General features: G+C 30.7%; 19 protein-coding genes and 1 CRISPR repeat array (1 of these 20 running past the window's edge). Of the genes, 10 read left to right on the forward strand and 9 right to left on the reverse strand.

What is annotated here, in order from left to right; translation table 11 throughout:
- A CRISPR array of direct repeats spans positions 1 to 321; the repeat unit is 30 nt; unit sequence GTATTCGTACAGCATCTGTTGATATTTATC; it begins 173 nt to the left of the window's first position.
- A gap of 962 nt (positions 322 to 1,283) precedes the next feature.
- The 7 genes from AC5LAX_RS02335 to AC5LAX_RS02365 form a co-directional block, all read right to left on the reverse strand.
- Entirely contained in the window at positions 1,284 to 1,448 is a 165-nt protein-coding gene (locus AC5LAX_RS02335) for a hypothetical protein (RefSeq protein ID WP_181972812.1), read from the reverse strand.
- Positions 1,449 to 1,784: 336 nt separating this feature from the next.
- Positions 1,785 to 4,028 (reverse strand): phage NrS-1 polymerase family protein, encoded by a 2,244-nt coding sequence (locus AC5LAX_RS02340; RefSeq protein ID WP_288908855.1) that lies wholly within the window; start codon positions 4,026 to 4,028, stop codon positions 1,785 to 1,787.
- A gap of 33 nt (positions 4,029 to 4,061) precedes the next feature.
- Positions 4,062 to 4,262, reverse strand: a complete 201-nt coding sequence (locus tag AC5LAX_RS02345) for a DNA-binding protein (protein WP_118035770.1) — start codon at positions 4,260 to 4,262, stop codon at positions 4,062 to 4,064.
- A gap of 63 nt (positions 4,263 to 4,325) precedes the next feature.
- Positions 4,326 to 4,526 carry a hypothetical protein gene (locus tag AC5LAX_RS02350; RefSeq protein ID WP_288908856.1) on the reverse strand — a complete coding sequence of 67 codons (201 nt, stop codon included), beginning with the start codon at positions 4,524 to 4,526 and terminating at the stop codon, positions 4,326 to 4,328.
- 196 nt (positions 4,527 to 4,722) lie between these two features.
- Entirely contained in the window at positions 4,723 to 4,893 is a 171-nt protein-coding gene (locus AC5LAX_RS02355) for a hypothetical protein (RefSeq protein ID WP_270381622.1), read from the reverse strand.
- Between the two features lie 104 nt (positions 4,894 to 4,997).
- Positions 4,998 to 5,687, reverse strand: a complete 690-nt coding sequence (locus AC5LAX_RS02360; RefSeq protein WP_288908857.1) for a Rha family transcriptional regulator — start codon at positions 5,685 to 5,687, stop codon at positions 4,998 to 5,000.
- 31 nt (positions 5,688 to 5,718) lie between these two features.
- Positions 5,719 to 5,922: a helix-turn-helix domain-containing protein gene (locus tag AC5LAX_RS02365; protein WP_288908858.1), complete on the reverse strand. Its 204-nt coding sequence runs from the start codon at positions 5,920 to 5,922 to the stop codon at positions 5,719 to 5,721.
- Between the two features lie 173 nt (positions 5,923 to 6,095).
- Here AC5LAX_RS02365 and AC5LAX_RS02370 point away from each other — a divergent pair, with 173 nt between their 5' ends.
- Positions 6,096 to 6,704 (forward strand): helix-turn-helix domain-containing protein, encoded by a 609-nt coding sequence (locus tag AC5LAX_RS02370; RefSeq protein WP_493263626.1) that lies wholly within the window; start codon positions 6,096 to 6,098, stop codon positions 6,702 to 6,704.
- A gap of 664 nt (positions 6,705 to 7,368) precedes the next feature.
- A complete protein-coding gene (locus tag AC5LAX_RS02375) occupies positions 7,369 to 8,427 on the forward strand; it encodes a site-specific integrase (RefSeq protein ID WP_288908860.1) in 1,059 nt (352 codons plus the stop codon).
- A gap of 104 nt (positions 8,428 to 8,531) precedes the next feature.
- On the opposite strand, the gene guaA is transcribed toward AC5LAX_RS02375, so the two are convergent.
- Together guaA and fba are read right to left on the reverse strand one after the other, a co-directional pair.
- Positions 8,532 to 10,052: a glutamine-hydrolyzing GMP synthase gene (gene guaA, locus AC5LAX_RS02380; RefSeq protein WP_033405513.1), complete on the reverse strand. Its 1,521-nt coding sequence runs from the start codon at positions 10,050 to 10,052 to the stop codon at positions 8,532 to 8,534.
- 139 nt (positions 10,053 to 10,191) lie between these two features.
- Positions 10,192 to 11,157, reverse strand: a complete 966-nt coding sequence (gene fba / locus AC5LAX_RS02385) for a class II fructose-1,6-bisphosphate aldolase (protein WP_008538557.1) — start codon at positions 11,155 to 11,157, stop codon at positions 10,192 to 10,194.
- Positions 11,158 to 11,356: 199 nt separating this feature from the next.
- Here fba and rnhB point away from each other — a divergent pair, with 199 nt between their 5' ends.
- The 8 genes from rnhB (at position 11,357) to AC5LAX_RS02425 (ending at position 19,173) form a co-directional block, all read left to right on the forward strand.
- On the forward strand, positions 11,357 to 12,124 hold the full coding sequence (rnhB, locus tag AC5LAX_RS02390; RefSeq protein WP_117976361.1) for a ribonuclease HII: 768 nt from the start codon (positions 11,357 to 11,359) through the stop codon (positions 12,122 to 12,124).
- 9 nt (positions 12,125 to 12,133) lie between these two features.
- The gene (locus tag AC5LAX_RS02395; RefSeq protein WP_288908861.1) at positions 12,134 to 12,487 is read left to right on the forward strand and encodes a YraN family protein; all 354 of its coding nucleotides are present in this window, start codon (positions 12,134 to 12,136) and stop codon (positions 12,485 to 12,487) included.
- Positions 12,484 to 13,077 carry a UbiX family flavin prenyltransferase gene (locus tag AC5LAX_RS02400; protein WP_018999129.1) on the forward strand — a complete coding sequence of 198 codons (594 nt, stop codon included), beginning with the start codon at positions 12,484 to 12,486 and terminating at the stop codon, positions 13,075 to 13,077. Before AC5LAX_RS02395 ends, AC5LAX_RS02400 begins: the two co-directional genes overlap by 4 nt.
- An 83-nt stretch (positions 13,078 to 13,160) precedes the next feature.
- Positions 13,161 to 14,690 (forward strand): YifB family Mg chelatase-like AAA ATPase, encoded by a 1,530-nt coding sequence (locus tag AC5LAX_RS02405; RefSeq protein WP_117463485.1) that lies wholly within the window; start codon positions 13,161 to 13,163, stop codon positions 14,688 to 14,690.
- A gap of 24 nt (positions 14,691 to 14,714) precedes the next feature.
- Entirely contained in the window at positions 14,715 to 15,575 is an 861-nt protein-coding gene (locus AC5LAX_RS02410) for a shikimate dehydrogenase (protein WP_288908862.1), read from the forward strand.
- Positions 15,576 to 15,669: 94 nt separating this feature from the next.
- A complete protein-coding gene (locus AC5LAX_RS02415) occupies positions 15,670 to 16,971 on the forward strand; it encodes a GspE/PulE family protein (protein ID WP_117584929.1) in 1,302 nt (433 codons plus the stop codon).
- On the forward strand, positions 16,931 to 17,947 hold the full coding sequence (locus tag AC5LAX_RS02420; protein WP_193525586.1) for a type IV pilus twitching motility protein PilT: 1,017 nt from the start codon (positions 16,931 to 16,933) through the stop codon (positions 17,945 to 17,947). Before AC5LAX_RS02415 ends, AC5LAX_RS02420 begins: the two co-directional genes overlap by 41 nt.
- A gap of 68 nt (positions 17,948 to 18,015) precedes the next feature.
- The gene (locus tag AC5LAX_RS02425; RefSeq protein ID WP_288908863.1) at positions 18,016 to 19,173 is read left to right on the forward strand and encodes a type II secretion system F family protein; all 1,158 of its coding nucleotides are present in this window, start codon (positions 18,016 to 18,018) and stop codon (positions 19,171 to 19,173) included.

Below are 19,173 nucleotides of genomic sequence, written 5' to 3' on the forward strand. Positions count from 1 at the left end.
AATGATAAAAAGATGTTATTTTCAGTATTCGTACAGCATCTGTTGATATTTATCGAATTTGGGAAGAAAGAGAAAAAATACAAGATTTAATGTATTCGTACAGCATCTGTTGATATTTATCGATTTTATTTTATTTACATAGCTACAACTAGATTTAGTATTCGTACAGCATCTGTTGATATTTATCGATTACAGTGGGGAATACAAAAAGCTTGCTTCATATTGTATTCGTACAGCATCTGTTGATATTTATCTGTTTTCCTGTATATTGGCCAAGTGTTTCGGGGTATAGTATTCGTACAGCATCTGTTGATATTTATCCCTAGTAATATTAGGCTTCATTAATTACATTATAGTTATAAACTATTAATATTGCAAGACTTTAAAAAGATTTACCAGCAAAGAGCAAATATTGGTTATAAATCTATAAAGTTAGTAATCACAGTAGTTATTAAGATTCTATAAAAAATTAGCTGGTAAAATATGTGCATCATCAATTAACATAGTAATATTATCTGCCATTAATTTAAATTTTTCATTGATTGATACCAAAGTTAAAATGATACGATATATACTATAAATAATCTCATTATCTTAAAAGCTGATGTAGTTTTAAATGACTGCAGCAGCTTTTTTTATTTCACAGAAATAGTCATCATCTTTGGCTTTTGTAATATCTAAATAGACTCACGCTGATGAAGCGCCAGCAGATTTTTTTATATACCTTTTTAGGGAGTCCGAAAGGTCAGATTTTAGTTGAAAAAAGGTTCAATTTTCGTTTTGTTTAGGGTGCACTTTTGGGGTGCATTTTTCGTTTTGTTTTGGACATTTTTTCTGGACATTTTTATATGATTTTTGAACCTTTTCCAATACGTATAAAGCCTTTACTATCAAGACTTATGGCGGTTTTATATTCGTTTTAGGTTGTTTTGTTTCAGTACCTTTTTTTGAACCTTTTTCGTTTTGTTTCAACTGGTTTTTAGTATGGTTTTAGTATCATTCTTTGACCACCAATAAGCCTGTTTATATGTTCATTATTCTAGGTTTTTCTAGGCTATCAAATTATAAAAAACGTCTTATTTTCAATGGTTTTAGTTGTAACCTTTTTGCAACCTTTGTTTTGATTGCAACTTTTTTATAAACAAGTTACATGATATTAAGCATCTTGTCAAAGAAATGGGGTTGCATAATTTTGAGCATACCCTCGAACTATTCTATAAAATCTATAATAAAAAGGCACTAGCACCGCCATATATAGCGAGCCAATGCCTATATTTTATAAGTTATTTGTCATATCTACGACGCGTTTTTCTATTAAGCATAAACAAAGGACGACTATTTAACCACTCCTCTAACTCTAATTGTGCTTTAGCATATTTTGCCGAATTTCTTTTGTAATTTTTTCTGAAGCGTCCTAAATATGTTTGTTGATGAAATTTATTAGCCATTGTATTTCCTTCTTTTTCAAACTTTTTGCTGTTATTATACTCACAAATAATAAAAAAAGCTGTTCAAGCGTCCCATTGGGCGTTTAGTACATTAAATTTTTTTATACTTTATCTTTAAAATTCCTTTAATATCAAGGGTTTTCAGCTTTGGGTCGTTAGGACGTTAAGTCGTCATAACATTATATATATATATACACTTCTCTCTTATATACTACTATATACTATATAAATATCATATTACATATATAAGTATATAACGTCCCAATGTCCTAAAGCCTTATTTTTCTAAGCGTCATTTAATTTTACATAAACGACCTCCAACGCCCATATAGGACGTTAACTGAAAATATCTTCCTCATCATCTTGCATATCAACAACATCAAATTCATTATTATTTACTTTTTTTACTGGCGGTAAATAATAATTTTTAACATGATGATTAGTTGGTAATTTAATGTATTTAGCACTATCACCCAAAATAGATGATTTTTTTAAGCTTCTAATAGCTTTTGCTAACTGTCTATTACTGCATTGACGAGTATTATATTCTTGTTGGATAGCAAAACATAATTCTGTAGCCGTAATTAGCTTCCATTTATTTAATTCAGCACCCCAATCAAGACAATCAATAATCGTTCTTTCAGCTTCAGTTAAATTTTTATAATGTTCATTTTGGATATTAATCTTTATAGTTTCATCTTTAGTGAGCCAATAAGGTGCTTTTTCTTCTAGTGCTAAATGTGCTACTTCTCCCCAAAGTTGGTCGATATCGATATTTTTTATTCTCTCACTGTGAATATTTTCAACGCTAATAACCCAATATCTACGCTCACCTGTACTATCTCGCAAAAATTCTTTAGTGTTTACTGTACCATAAAGTGCTGTTGTACGTGCCATTTCATCAGTGCCACGAGCATATGGCTTTCGCAAAATGTCTTTTTTGGCGGTAATAAATGCTTTTAACCTTTCTAATCGTTCAGATTTTATAGTGTCATTTATTTCGCCTAATTCTACAATCCAATACATAGCAATTCGCAAGACATCATCTTTATTTGTAGGATTTAGAGCTAAACCATCAGCACCCCAATCTTTGCCTTCATCAGGTAATATATCATATAAAAATCTTGTTTTTCCTATTCCTTGACCGCCACAAAGAATCAAAATACCATGGGCTGATTTATCTCCTTCATTAAAAGCCATTACAGCACACGATAAGAGCCATTTTTTAAATAATATATAACAAAATTCATTATCTTGATTTGTTTCTAATTCTAGGCAATTAAATAAATCTTTAATTCTGCTTTTTTTATCCCATTTGTTTTTACATTTCTTTAAATATTCACGAACAGGACTATATTTATGTTCTTCAGCAATATAAGCTAGATGCTGAGCTAACATATTACTTGATATAGTCAAATGACATTGATTACACAAACTCAAAAGATAAGTAACTATATTATCAAATGCCATTTTTTTTAATATTCCACGTTCAAATACTTCAATATTTTTTCTTAGAATATTGTATTTAATTTCATAGCCTAGTCGATTCAATAAATAATTTGTATTTTGCCATATATTAGTTAGTGGTTTCCCCTTTTTTGTCGTAAATGGATATTGTAAATCTTCAATAGATATCAGTTCATCAGCAAGAACTTCAAAATCATTTGCTGGATTATTAGGATCATAAATATTTGGACAATTTTTTATAGCTTTATTTAATGTATGCATTCCATACGTTTCACCATTATTATAATGAATTTCGTCCCATTTCTTACGATATAAAGCTGAATTTCTAAAAAGTCTATCCATTTGAGCAAAATTCTTACAAGTCCAAAAAGCTAACATATTACATAATGATAAATCAGCAGAACTATTATCTGAAGCTATTCCCTCATAATATAAATTTTTAAAAGCTTCAGCTTGTTTACTACTACAAATTTTATCTAATAATTTATTATCATCAATCTCCACAAATTGATGATGTATAATTTCTTTTTGTTGAGAATTTAGCTTAGCATCAAAATATTTACTATAAATTTTTTCAACACCTGTAACATCGCTAGATAATTTCTCATATCCTTTAATAACATTACCTGTAACAGTAAAATATCTATCTTTATCATAAATTTCTAATCCCAATCTAGGTAATTTAAAACCATTATGCAGATTAATATCCCCATTAATATAAATATGAATTCCTTCACCAGAAGGGCTATATTCTGCATATGAATTAACAGTTTTTAATATATCTGTGGCGATATCTGATAACTTATTATCAATTACACAATGGTCTATATCTATACCCATAATAGTACTATTAGTAAATACAAACCCTATACCGTCATATCGATTGGCTTCATTTTCTGCTTTATCTCTCACAGTAGAAAATGATGACCAGGTATTGCAATCATTTACTTTTGCCATTTTATTAATAGGCTGATATGGTATTTTAGTATTTTTAATATTCCCTTTACTATCCTTTTTAGATTGTATTTTATATAAAACCCAATTATTAAATTCTTTCATTTCTTTAGGAATATTGTTATAATTAGTCATATAAACATCATCACCCACTTTCATTAAAATTAAAGCCCCAATAAGGGGCTTATTTCATTATTTAATATCCTCAATATCAGTAGGATTTATTTTTTTCTCATAAAAATGGCGGTTTATCTTGCCTTTTAGTGTGATTTTGCCCATTGCTTCTACTTCTTTATTCATTTCTCTAATAAGTTCATAAGCTTTTGATATAGATATATTGCAATCTTCGGCAATCTCTTTGGCGGTTATAAATCGACTTTTTACAGTTTCCATATTTTCAATTCAGTCCTTTCATGATAAAATTTATTTGCTTTTAAATTTTGTATGCTCCTTGTCTTAGTGCGAGGGGCTTTTTTTATATTCATATTTAGCTATTAAAGTTTCTAAGTCTTTGGCCACAATATGAAAAGATGATCCAGTTATAATGTTATCTGTATTATTACTAAAGTCTAAATACATATCTTTTAAGCTCTTTACTTCATTTATGAGCCTGTCAAAACTCGTAGCTTTGATTTTAAGCGTTATTAGATTATCCATACATAAATTCCTCCTAAAATTTAATAAACAGCCTGTCAGCGTCAATCTGAATATTTTTGGCGGGTATTTTCATGTTATAAGCGATATACCTTTTTATATTTTGTTTAGTGCAAACTTTCTCGAAATTGGTAAGCCTACGATAAAGTAAAATCAACTCAATTTCATCTTGTGATAGATTTGTCATTGGCATTAACCTCTACTTTAGGATTTTTAGCACTTCACTAAATGCTAATTTGATAAGTTTTAATTTATTTTCGTTTGTAAACTTATATAATTCGTTAAAAAATTCTTTTGCGTTTAATGCATTATCTTCTTGTGCAAATGCTACAATCTTTTTATCAGTATCATAGATTAATATTTTTATCATGTAAGTTATCTCTTTTCTCTATTTTCACAAATTATTATTCCGCAGGCTTAGAAAGCCTATCGCCATTAGCTCCCCTTAATTTTAAGGTTAGTGATTAAAATATATTAGATTAAATCATCAACAAATTTATTAATTCTTTGAATATCTTTCATTCCGATTGAACCTCTAATTTTAACGGCTTCAATCACAGATTTTATATAAACCTCTAACTGTGCTAATCTCATTTTGTTCCATTCATCCATTTCTGTATTAGTAATATTGTTTTTATCTTTCTCAAATTTTTCGATATAAGCTTTTTTAATATTATTTATAACTTTTTCTTGTATTTCCAATTCAGTTTCTAAATTTCTTCTTTCTCTTATCGCAAGATCAACTTGAATACTAATATCAAATTTATCTTTTTTTAATTGTTCTACTTTCTTTCTTAATAGTTCATTTTCACTACTTTTAGCTAATGATGCTTGATATTCTTTATGCTGAATCTCTTGCTCCATAGCATTGAAGGCGTCAATAAAATCTAACTTCCACTTTAAAGCTTTTTCACCCTTAAAACTCATGACAAGCAGACTAAATCCGTCCCTATCCATTAGATACATTGGACGTCTTTCACCTTTATTATCAGTATAATTTGATTTAAAAAAGTGCTTGGAAAGCCTGCCACTATTGAACGAACGCAGAAGTGCGTTGGTTAAACGTAAAACATCACAATGACGTTTGTCAAAATGCTCTGCAAGTTGTACACTACTAACTACTATAGTATTATTTTTTATCTCTACTAAATTGTTGTTAATCATTATATATCTTCCTTTCTTTGCCTTTTGGCGGTTATTCCTCATCTTTTAATAAATCTGCTGGTTCAACATCTAAAGCCTTTGCGATTTTACCTAATGTTTTAGGCTGTAATGGTATCTTACCTGCTAAAACTTTTGTAATTGTACTGTTGCTAATATGTGCTAAATCTTTTAATTCTTTAAGATTTATACATTTTTTAGCCATTGCTAAATCAAATTTTTTACGGTCAATTATCATATATCTCCCACCTTTATTTACGTTATTTAAGAAAATTATTTTTTATGTTTTTCTTTATATAAATAATATATGCTTATATTTTTCTAAAGTCAAGAAATTTTTATATTGATTTTTGCTAAAAAAAAGAATATTATATTATTAGAGAGGTGAAATATATGGAATTTAAGGATATTTTGAAGTCATATCGCTTAAAAAGCGGAATGACTAAAGCTGAATTTAGTCGTAAGTTAGGGATTGACTCATATAGTACCTATAATAATTATGAAGTTGGTTCTAGTGAACCTAAGATTGACATGTTAATTAAAATTGCTGATTTGCTTAATGTATCGTTAGATGATTTAGTAGGACGAACGCCAGCAGATGAAGATGAGCGACTAAAGAAAACTATTAACGATTTATTAGTATTAGTTAATAAAAAACTAGGTATAGATTATAAAGCTATTAAAATTAATGATACAAATATTGTTTTTGCTAACTTATCATCTGAAGATAAATTTGAATTTGCTATAAATAAGAATGAGTTAATATCAATTATTAATGATATGAAAACACAATCAGCAATAAACGAAGGCTATCTATTATTTGATAAAGTCTTTGATAATGAAACAATTGCTCTCTATGATAAATTAAACGAAATATTTGAAAATGGTCAAATAACATCTAAAGAATATGTTGAACGTAGACGTAATTTAACACCACGTTTAGATTTTAACCTTGTAGATGTTTTGCCAATTAAACGGGCCTATAGAGAAAAATATTTTTACAATAAAAATAATAAATAGATACATCGGGCAAGTACCTATTTATGTATCAAATAATTGATTGCTTTGCTCGGGCAATTGATTATTAAAATATGTATTTAATTTTATGAATACCTGGTCAGTTAAATAAAAAAACCGCCACCAATAAAGATATTGGGGCGATATTTTGAGTTTGAATTATTGGTTATGGTATTACACTATGAAGGTCATAATATAATTCGACTTAAAAAAGTGCTTAGAAAGCCTTTGCTTATTAGCTGAACGCAGAAGTGCGTTGAGTAAACGTAAATGGGGCGATATTTTGAATTATTGATTATGGTATTCATACTGTGAAGGTCATAATATAACCACAGGTACAATCATAAGTACTAATAAAAGAAAACGGCTTAAAACGGCTCATATTTTGTCATGATTTGATAAAGTATTGGCAGTTTATTAAGTTTACCCTTTTTAGTGTAGATGATACCCTGTTTTGGGGTATCACCAAATTTAAATATACAAAATTAAATAAAAATAGCCCCTCGCTATGCTACCAACATAACAAGAGGCTACTTCTTACCGTTCTAGCTATTAACTAGAATGATATCTTTTAACTAGCAACTAAATTATATCATTCTTTTTAAAGCTGGTAAATGGTAGGCTTATTAAGTATACGATTTTTTAGCTTGAAAGGAATGATTTTTTTATGCCTGTTTACAAAAACGAACAACGTGGAACATGGTTCACGACTTTTTATTATACCGATTGGACTGGTACACGCAAGAAAAAGAAGAAAGAAGGCTTTACCACTAAACGAGACGCCCAAGCCTTTGAGCGTGAATTTTTGGAACGCATGGCGGGAACTTGTGATATGAGCTTTGCTTCTTTAGTATCTATATATTTGAATGATTGTAAAACAAAGTTAAAAACTTCGACATATAGCACAAAAAATTTCACAATAAACAAGTTCATCATAAGCTATTTTAAAGATATCAGTATAAATAAAATTACGCCTGCACATATTCGTCAGTGGCAACTAAAAATAATAAACACGAATCAATATTCAAACCAATACTTAAGATATATTAACACACAGTTGTCATGTATATTCAATTATGCAATAAGATATTACAATCTTAGTAAAAATCCAGTACAGCAATGTGAAGCGATGGGCAGTAAAAAATCTAAAGAAATAGAGTTTTGGACATTAGATGAGTTTAAAAAATTTATATCATCGGTTGATGATGAACAGGTATATACAATATTTAGCATCTTATTTTGGACTGGAATAAGACGAGGTGAGCTGCTAGCCCTTCGCCCTTGCGATTTTGATTTTGACAATAATCTTTTGTCTATAAGAAGAAATTTAGTATATGTAGATGGACAAGCTTATATCAGCAGTCCAAAAACTGAAAAGAGTAATAGAGTTATAAATATGCCAAAGTTCTTAATGGGCATAGTGAAAAATCATATAGAAAAGAATATGATTTTAAAGAATGAATTATTGTTTGAAGTAAATCCGTTCTATTTAAAAAGGAAAATGAAAAAGTATGCTAATAAGTCAAATGTTAAACTAATTAGAATACATGATTTAAGACATTCGCACGCATCTTTTTTGATTGAGCAAGGTTTTAGCCCTTTAATGATAGCTGAAAGGTTAGGTCATGAGGACATACAAACAACATTGAAAACATATTCTCATTTATATCCAAATAAGCAAAATGAATTAGCTGAAAAAATTGATGAATTATATAACAATATTTAAGGGGAAAATGACAATAATAAATATATTAGTACGTTTTTAGTACGCTTTACAAAAAAGAAAAGAGCTAAGCCCTTTATTTATAAGGAGTTAGCTCTTTTTGTATATTATTCCCATTCAATTGTAGCTGGTGGTTTAGAAGTTATATCATAAACTATTCTGTTTACACCAGGTACTTCGTTTACAATTCTACGAGAAACTGTATCTAATACTTCATATGGAATTCTTGCCCATTCAGAAGTCATAGCATCGCTACTTGTAACAGCACGAAGTGCTACAGTGTGGCAATAAGTACGGCTATCACCCATAACACCTACAGAACGGATGTTTGGAAGACAAGCGAAATACTGCCAAATTTTTTCGGAAAGACCAGCTTTAGCTACTTCTTCACGGAAGATAGCATCTGCTTCACGAACAACAGCGAGTTTTTCTTCAGTTACTTCGCCAAGAACGCGGATAGCAAGACCAGGACCTGGGAATGGTTGACGCCATACGAGGTCATGAGGAATGCCAAGCTCTTCACCTACTGCACGAACTTCATCTTTAAAGAGTTCGCGAAGTGGTTCGATCAGATCGAATTGAATATCTTCAGGAAGACCGCCAACGTTATGATGGCTCTTAATTGTTGCAGAAGTTTTTGTACCACTTTCAACAATATCTGGATAGATTGTACCTTGAACAAGGAAATCAATTTTGCCGAGTTTATTAGCTTCAGCTTCAAATACACGAATGAATTCTTCACCGATGATTTTACGTTTTCTTTCAGGATCAGAAACGCCAGCTAATTTACCTAAGAAACGGTCTTTAGCATCAACACGGATAAGATTCATATCGAATTGTTTACGGAAGATAGTTTCTACTTGATCGCCTTCGTCTTTACGGAGTAAACCGTGGTCAACGAATACGCAAGTTAATTGTTTGCCTACAGCTTTGTGAACTAAAACAGCAGCAACAGAAGAATCAACACCGCCACTTAAAGCGCATAATACTTTTTTGTCGCCAACGATTTGTTTGATTTCTGCAATTTTGCTTTGAGCAAAAGAACTCATAGTCCAATCGCCTTTTAAGCCACAGATTTTGAATAAGAAGTTTTTCATCATCTGCTGACCAAATGGAGTATGTTCAACTTCTGGGTGGAATTGTACACCATATAATTTACGACTGTCATCGCACATAGCAGCAACAGGAGTATGCTTAGTATGAGCAATAGCTTTGAAACCTTCTGGAACTTTTTCTACATAGTCGCGATGGCTCATCCAGCAAATTTCATCAGCATTGATACCATCGAATAAAACGCTAGTAGTATCAAGAGTGATGTCCATTTTACCATATTCGCCAGCTTCAGCATGAGCTACGCTACCACCGAGATTATGAGCTGTGAACTGATGACCATAGCAAATACCAAGTACAGGGATACCAAGTTCAAAGATTTTTGGATCAGCCTGTGGTGTATTGTCAGCGTAAACACTGCTAGGACCACCAGTGAAAATAATAGCTTGTGGATTTTTAGCTTTAATTTTTTCTACTGTATAATCATAAGGAACAATTTCACAGTAAACACCGCATTCTCTAACACGACGTGCAATTAATTGGTTATATTGACCGCCAAAGTCAATAACAAGAACCATTTCATGAATTGTGCTCAATTTTTTACCTCCTAATAATAAAAAACGCTCTCTTTACAAAAATAGTTTACTATACAGTAGTTTTTCTGTAAAGAGAGCTTTTATATTTGTTGCTATTTATTAAGCGAAATTTAATTTAAAATTAAGCTTTACCGTCGCAACCAAGAACTTCTTTAATTTTGTGAGAAACGATTGCTTTGATGTTAGTTCTACCGTCAGCAACATATTGACGTGGGTCAAAATGATCAGGATGATCGTTGAAGTGTTTACGAATACCTGCAGTCATTGCAAGACGAAGGTCGGAGTCAATGTTGATTTTGCAAACAGCCATGGAAGCAGCTTTACGAAGTTGGTCTTCAGGAACACCAACAGCATCTGGCATATGACCGCCATTTTCGTTGATAATTTTAACGAAATCTTGAGGAACGGAAGAAGCACCATGTAAAACGATTGGGAAGTTAGGAAGACGTTTAGCAACTTCTTCAAGAATGTCGAAACGAAGTGGAGGTGGTACTAAAATGCCTTGTTCATTTCTTGTGCATTGGTCAGGAGTGAATTTGTAAGCACCGTGGCTAGTTCCGATAGCGATAGCTAAGGAGTCAACACCTGTTTCTTTAACGAATTCTTCAACTTCGTTAGGATCAGTGTAATGAGCTTCATGAGCAGCTACTTTAACATCATCTTCAATACCAGCTAACTGACCAAGTTCTGCTTCTACTACTACGCCATGAGCGTGAGCATATTCAACAACTTCTTTTGTTTTTTCAATATTTTCTTTGAAGCTGTAGTGGGAACCGTCGAACATAACGGAAGTGAAACCGCCATCAATACAAGATTTGCAAGTTTCGAAATCTGCACCATGGTCGAGGTGTAAAGCGATTGGAAGACCAGTGTCTTCAATAGCAGCCTGTACAAGATGTACAAGGTATTGATGTTTAGCATATTTTCTAGCACCAGCGGAGCACTGAAGAATTAAAGGAGCGTTTAATTCTTTAGCAGCTTCAGTGATACCCTGAACGATTTCCATATTATTTACGTTGAATGCACCAATAGCATAATGGCCTTCATACGCTTTTTTAAACATTTCTTTTGTTGTTACTAATGGCATTAAAAAAACCTCCATAGACAAAATTTAAATTTCAAGACTATTATAGCATAAAATTTGTTTATTTGTATATCAAAATCTGAAAATTATTTAATTCAGACAATTCTTGTAATCTATAAATATTTTTTATAATAAATTATAGTTAAATCCGTTATGATATAATTTTAAAATAAATATAATTTTTATTTGAGTAGGTGAGCATATGAATATTGGAAAATTGTCTATAAAACAGATAAAAGATTTAATGGTTAAAGAGTGTAATGACGAATTATTGACAGCGATAAAAAATGATGCCCGTAAAGGTGTACAAAGTATATATAAAAGTTATCAACGAGAAATGAAAGAACGTCAGCGAGTGGCTAATTTATATACTTTTGAAAATGAATGTAGAGCTAATGGTTATAAATTAATAGCTGGCGTAGATGAAGTGGGTAGAGGACCACTCGCAGGACCTGTAGTAGTAGCTAGTGTTATTTTGCCAGAGAATTTTTTTATTGAGAAAATAAATGATTCCAAGAAATTATCAGAGGCAACACGTGAAAAAATTTATGATATCATCATGGAAAATGCGATAGCTGTAAATAGAGCGATTATCGATGAAAAAACTATAGATAGAGTAAATATTTATCAAGCTGCAATGAATGGTATGTATGAGGCCATTTATGGATTAAATCCTAAACCTGATGCAGTGTTAATTGACGCTATGCCTTTAGAAAGTTTGGATATCTATCATCAATCAATAATTAAAGGTGATGCAAAATCTGCTTCGATTGCAGCAGCTTCTATTGTTGCTAAAGTGGAAAGAGATAGAATGATGAATGAATTTGATAAGATTTATCCACAATATGGTTTTGCTAAAAATAAAGGGTATGGAACAAGTGAACATTTAGAAGCTTTAAGAAAGTATGGACCATGTGAAATTCATCGAAAATCATTTGAGCCAATAAAATCAATGGTGATGCAGAAATAAGGTATTTGTATGAAAAATATGGGCTTATGGGGAGAAGATAAGGCTGTAGAGTTTTTAAAGGCAAAGAATTATATAATATTGGCGAGAAATTATCATAGTAGATTTGGTGAAATAGATATTATAGCAAGAAAGCAAAATACGATTATTTTTGTTGAAGTAAAGACTAGAAAAAATACTGCATTTGGATTTCCTGCTGAATTTGTGGATTATCAAAAACAACAAAAAATCATGAAAACGGCTCAATTATATATAAATGATAATTTTAATGCAGAATTTGATTATAGATTTGATATAATAGAGGTATTTCACTATGATGATAATAAGGTGAATTTTAATCATTTGAAAGGAGCGTTTGAGCTTTGAAAACAAAGGGTTTTGAGCGAAAAAGACGTATTATTGTTGGTGTATCAGGGGCAAGTGGTGCGATTTATGCTTATAGATTGATACAAGTCCTTGCTGATAGTGGAATTGAAGTACATTTTGTGGCTTCAAAAGCAGGGCTTGAAGTATTAGAGTATGAATGTGGTTTAACTATGGTTCAATTGACACAAATGGTTCATAAAATTTATGATGTAAATCGAATTGATAGTGCAATAGCAAGTGGTTCTTTTCCTTGTGAATCAATGGTTATTGTACCTTGTTCCATGAAGACTTTAGGGTCTTTAGCAAATGGCATTGCTGGAAACTTACTCACTAGAGCAGCTGACGTAACTTTAAAAGAAGGTCGTAAGCTCGTTTTAGTAACAAGAGAAACACCTGTACATGCTATTCATTTAGAAAATATGTTGAAATTATCACATGCAGGTGCAAGGATAGTGCCAGCATGTCCAGGTTTTTATCATCGACCACAAACTATTGAAGAATTAGTTGATATGTTGGTAGGTAAAATATGTGATACTTTAAATGTAGATAATGATTTATTTGAACGTTGGACAGGACCAAGTGAAGTTTAAATTTTATTTGGGATAATTTATTAATAACAAATTGCATATAAAGGATATTGATAAATCACCCCAAAATATTATGGGGTGATTTTATGTTTGCAAAAACTTATGGGGCAACGACATTGGGTATAGATGGTGTACTCATAGAAGTTGAAGCTGATGTAGCAAATGGATTGCCAAAATTTGAAATAGTAGGTCTAGCAGATGTTGCAGTAAAAGAAGCTAAAGAAAGAGTTCGACCTGCTATTAGAAATACAAATGTCAATTTAGTGCCTAAGAAAGTAACGATAAATTTAGCTCCTGCCGATTTGCGAAAAAATGGTTCATCTTTAGATTTGCCGATAGCTATAGCACTTTTGGAAGCATATGGATTTTTACCTAAGGATTGTTGTAGTGATAGTTTATTAGCTGCTGAATTATCTTTAGATGGTCAAGTAAAAACAATAATAGGAATTTTGTCTATGGCTATTTTATGTAAAGAGCTTAAGTTTAAAAAATTTTTTGTAGCTAAAGGTAATGAACAAGAGGCTTTGTTGGTAGAAGGTATTGAAGTATATGCTATAGCTACATTGTCAGAGCTAATAGATTTTTTACAAGGAAAGATAAAGTTAAAACCAGCAAAAAGACAAAAGAGATTATCTCAAGATATGCAATTCAAAGAGGATTTTGCTGATGTGCAAGGGCAATTTTTAGCAAAAAAAGCTTTGGAAATAGCGGCAGCAGGTGGTCATAATGTATTGATGGTGGGAGCACCAGGAACAGGGAAGACAATGCTTGCCAAGCGTTTAGCAACAATTTTACCGCAAATGACATATCAAGAGGCTTTAGAAGTAACTAAGATTTATAGTATAGCTGGATTGTTATCAAGAGATAGTGGATTGGTAACGAAAAGACCTTTTCGCAGTCCACATCATACAATTTCTAGTGCTGGTATCATTGGTGGCGGTACTATACCAAAACCAGGGGAAGTAACTTTAAGTCATAATGGTGTTTTATTTTTAGATGAATTACCAGAATTTAGTAAAGCTAGTTTAGAAGCATTAAGACAACCATTAGAAGATGGAGAAGTCATGATAACAAGGGTAAATGCTTCTTTAAAATTTCCTTCACGAATGATATTAGTGGCTTCAATGAACCCCTGCCCTTGTGGTTATAAATATGATAATACACGCAATTGTACTTGTAGTGATTATGAAATAAAACGCTATACAAAGAAAATATCAGGGCCACTGCTTGATAGAATTGATATACAAATTCAAGTGCCACGAGTGGAATATAAAGACTTTGTAACAGATAAAAAAGCAGAGTCTTCAGAGCAGATACGCCAACGCGTTGAACAAGCAAGGCAGATACAATTAAAAAGATTTGCTCAAGCCAAAATAGTTTGTAATGCTCAAATGTCACATGCTATGATAAAGTCATATTGTAAATTAACAGCTAAGGCACAAGATATGTTAGGTCTTGTTTTTGAACAGATGAGATTGAGTGCTAGAGCTTACGATAGGATTATTAAAGTGGCGCAGACTATAGCTGATTTAGATAATAGTGAATATATAGAAGATAAACATATAGCAGAAGCCGTTCAATATCGTAATAACTTTAATTTACAAGAAAAAATCTAAAATTAAAGTAAAGGAAGCGAAATTATGGTATTTACAGGAAAAACAAAAAATTTAGGAGTAATTGGTTATCCTATAAAACATTCATTATCGCCAGTTATTCAAAATACAGCTATACAAGAAGCAGGTATTGATTATGCATATATTGCTATGCCTATAGCTCCTGAGGATTTAGAAAAAGCAGTAATAGGGTTAAAAGCGTTAAATTTTACTGGATTTAATGTAACTATTCCGCATAAAGTAAATATCATGCAGTATTTAGATGAAATAGATGAGATGGCAAAATTAATAGGAGCTGTAAATACTGTACATATAAAAGATGGTAAATTATATGGATATAATACAGATGCTATTGGTTTTATCAATCCATTACTAAAGGAGAATGTGGAAATAAAAGATAAAACAGCTGTGATTTTAGGAGCTGGTGGAGCTTGTAGAGCAGTTGTTTGTGGCTTGATTAAACAAGAAATAAAAAATATCATCTTAGCAGTTAGAAATCCAGTAAAAGCACAATTATTAGCAAATGATTTTAATGATTTAGTTGATATAAAAGTGTGCGATTGGCATAGTGAAGAATTTAAACAATATTTAGCTCAAGCTGATTTATTAGTAAATACTACTCCTTTAGGAATGGAAGGCAATATCGATAGTAAACCACCTGTTGCTTGGGAAAGTGTAAAAAAATCTGCGTTTGTTTATGATATTGTATATATCCCTGCTGAAACAAAATTTTTACAAGAAGCCAAAGAATATGGGCATAAAATATTAAATGGCGAAAGAATGTTAGCTGAACAAGGAGCAGCAGCACTTCATTTATGGACTGATAAAGATATAAATGTAGATATTATGGTGAAAACGTTACATGATTATTTGAATAAAAATAAATAAAGGTTTGTTTAGACCGCTATGAACATAGATGTATGGGTGAGATTGAGATGAGGCCTGTACATCTATTTTTATTTTAGAAACGAAGATGAAGTAAATGGAAATAGAAAAGGATTTGGAGCAATTATCATTAAAAATAATGAGAAATTTGCAATTACAGGGCAAACATAATATATTGCAAGGTTATCGTAATAAATCACCTGTAGCAGATTTTATAGATTGTTTGTTAGAAAATGCTTATAAACTGCAAGCTAGTGATATTCATTTGGAGCCACAGGAAAAATATTTGCAAATTCGCTATAGAATAGATGGAAAATTGATATTGATTTATAAAGCTTCAAACAAAATTAGTAATTTTTTGATATCGTATTTGAAATTAATAAGCAATCTAGATATAGCAGAAAAGCGTTTGCCACAAGATGGAAAATTTATTTTTTCTGCTCAAAATATAGATATCAGGATATCTACTATACCTGTACTTTTTGGCGAAAAAGTGGTTTTGCGACTATTGGGGAATAAAGAAAATCTGTTGAATTTAAATCAAATGGGATTTTCTAAAATGAATTTAAAATATTTTAAAGATATGATAAGTGCATCAAGTGGTCTTATTGTGATAACAGGCCCTGTAAATTCTGGAAAATCTACTTTACTTTATGCTAGTTTAAATTATTTAAATAGATTAGATACTAATATTATTACAATTGAAGATCCTGTAGAGTTAAATCTAGAAGGTATAAATCAGATGCAGGTAAATCAAAAAGCAGGCATGGATTTTGCTGTAGCTTTGAGAGCATCACTTAGACAAGACCCAGATATTGTAATGATAGGAGAAATAAGAGATGAAGTAGTAGCTAAGCAAGCGATAACTACGGCATTGACGGGTCATTTAGTATTAACTACTTTGCATACTAAAAATGCTTTGGGTGTGCCAGCTAGATTAATTGATTTAGGAGTCAGTCCTGTGATGCTTAGCATTGCTTTATTAGGTATGACCTCACAGCGATTAGTGAGAAAGATTTGCCCTAAATGTAAAGTTAGTTATAAACCAAGTGAAAATTCTTTAGAGGCATTTTTTTTAGGAAAAGATTTTTATTTAGGTATGGATTTATATAAGGGAGAGGGGTGTAAATATTGTAATTATACAGGTTTTTTAGGTCAAATAGCTCTGCAAGAGATTTTAAGACCTACAGAAAAAATGAGATATTTAATCAGTAGAGATGATGTTGATGTGAATTTAAAACGAGAGGCGAGGTTAACAGATTTTAAATCTTTATTAGATGATGGAAAGATGAAAGTTTTACAGGGAATAACTACAGTTCAAGAAGTATGGAAAACTTTAAATGGAGTATATCAAATAAATGAAGTTCCTAGAAATTTTACAAAAAGCGATAGTGTGTAAGTGGTCAGATATTCATTTAACTACTGATAAAAATATATATTATCGCCAAAATAATAAGTTAAATATTTGGGAAGATGAATTTTTTACAAGAGAAGATTTTAGGGAAGTGATAGAAAATACATTAAATGAAACACAGAAAATCTTATTTAGGCAAAATAAAGTGATAGATTATGCTTATGAGTTTAATAATAGAAGATTTAGGATAAATATCTATATGATTTATAAAGGCTATGGTATGGCTATTAGATTGATAAATGATAATGTAAAGCCTATAGAGAATTTTTATCAGCAAAAAGTTTTGCGAGATATTTTGCATAATGATAATGGTTTAATACTGATTTGTGGTGCTACAGGAACAGGAAAATCAACGACTTTAGCTTCTATGATAGAGTATATAAATCAAAATAAATCTAAGCATATCATAACTTTAGAAGAGCCTATAGAATATGTATTTACTAATAAGAAATCATTAATTCATCAAAGAGAATACCATGTAGATTTTGAAAATTTCAGTGAAGCTATAAAGATGGCAATGCGACAAGATCCAGATGTGATAATGGTGGGAGAAATAAGAGATACAGAAACGATGAAAGCTTGTTTAAATGCGGCCGAAACAGGCCATCTAGTTTTAGGAACATTACATGCTTCTTCGGTGATAGAAGCGATAATACGTATGGAAAGTTTTTTTAATCAAGAACAGATAGAAGCTATTAGTATGCAGATTGCTAGTTCATTAAACAGTATTATCATTCAGAAATTAATCCCGACAATAGATGAAAATTTAGTTTGTTGTATGGATATTTTATTGGCAACTACAGCAGTCAAAAATTTAATCAGTAAAAATCAATTATCACAGTTGATTTCGCAAATGCAATTAAATAGACAAAATGGTATGCAGTTTATACGAGATGATATAGAAAAATTAGTTAAAGCTAAATTAATAGATGAAAAAATAGCAAAGAAGTATATAGGTTAAGATGATGACTAAATTTTTTTTATATAGCAAGAGATTATCAACAAGGCAATTTAATAAAGGGCTCTTTAGTGGCAAATAATAAATTGGAGGTGATTGATTATTTAAGGCGAGAACAATATTTGATAATAGCTATACACAATAATGATATCTATAGTATAAAAGAATATATAAAAAGCATAGGAAAAGATGAAAAAATTACTAATAAACAAGTGATTTTACTTTGCCAGCAATTGTCAATTATTTTGGAGTCAGGAATAGATATTATAGAGGCTTTAAAAATAGTTAAGAATAATTTACGTGATAAAAATATAAAAAATTTTATAGAAAAAACAATTATAGGCTTAAATGAAGGTGAAAATTTATCTGCTATTTGGCAAAAAAATTTTAATTTACCTGCATATTTAATAAGTTCAATAAATATAGCAGAGCATACAGGTTTATTAGCAGAGGCATTGAAAGACACGGGTATTTTTTTAGCCAAAGAATATGAATTAAAACAAAAATTAAGGCAGATATGTATTTATCCAGTTTTTTTATTGTGCGTTCTGGCAATAGTAATTATGTTGATGATTTTTTTAGTCATTCCAGCATTTGCAGATATTTTTCAACGTATGCATATTGATTTACCTTATTTAACAGCAACTATTTTATCTATAGGTTTAAATATAAAAGCTCATTTTATAAAATTATGCACATTTTTATTGATAATTTTTATAGCTATTATTTTGGTGGGGCAAAAAGATAAATTAAGATTAATTTTTTTGCAGTATATATTAAAATTGCCTGTATTTGGTGATTTCTTGCGAAAGTTTTATTTAGTAAATATAGTTAATCAGCTAATTTTTTTATTGGGAAGTGGTATCAGTATAGATGAAGCTTTAAACATTATGTTAAATAGCAATCACAATATATTAGTACAAGATAATTTAAAAACGGTGCAAAATTTAGTAAAGCAAGGTTTTTCATTAGCTGATGCTTTTGCTAAAGTTTCGTTGAGCGTAAATATTTTACAAGAATTCATAGATATTGGCGAAAAAACAGGTATGTTAAAAGATATATTGTCTTATTTAATTAGTTTTTGGGAAAAAGAATTAGATAATACAATAAAGATATGCTTGCAACTATTAGAGCCGATATTGATGATAAGTGTGGGCTTTATTGTGGGAGTATTTATTATAGCTATTATTATGCCTTTATTTGATTTGGTAAATAATATTGGTTTATAA

Source organism: Megamonas sp. (genome assembly GCF_986095205.1).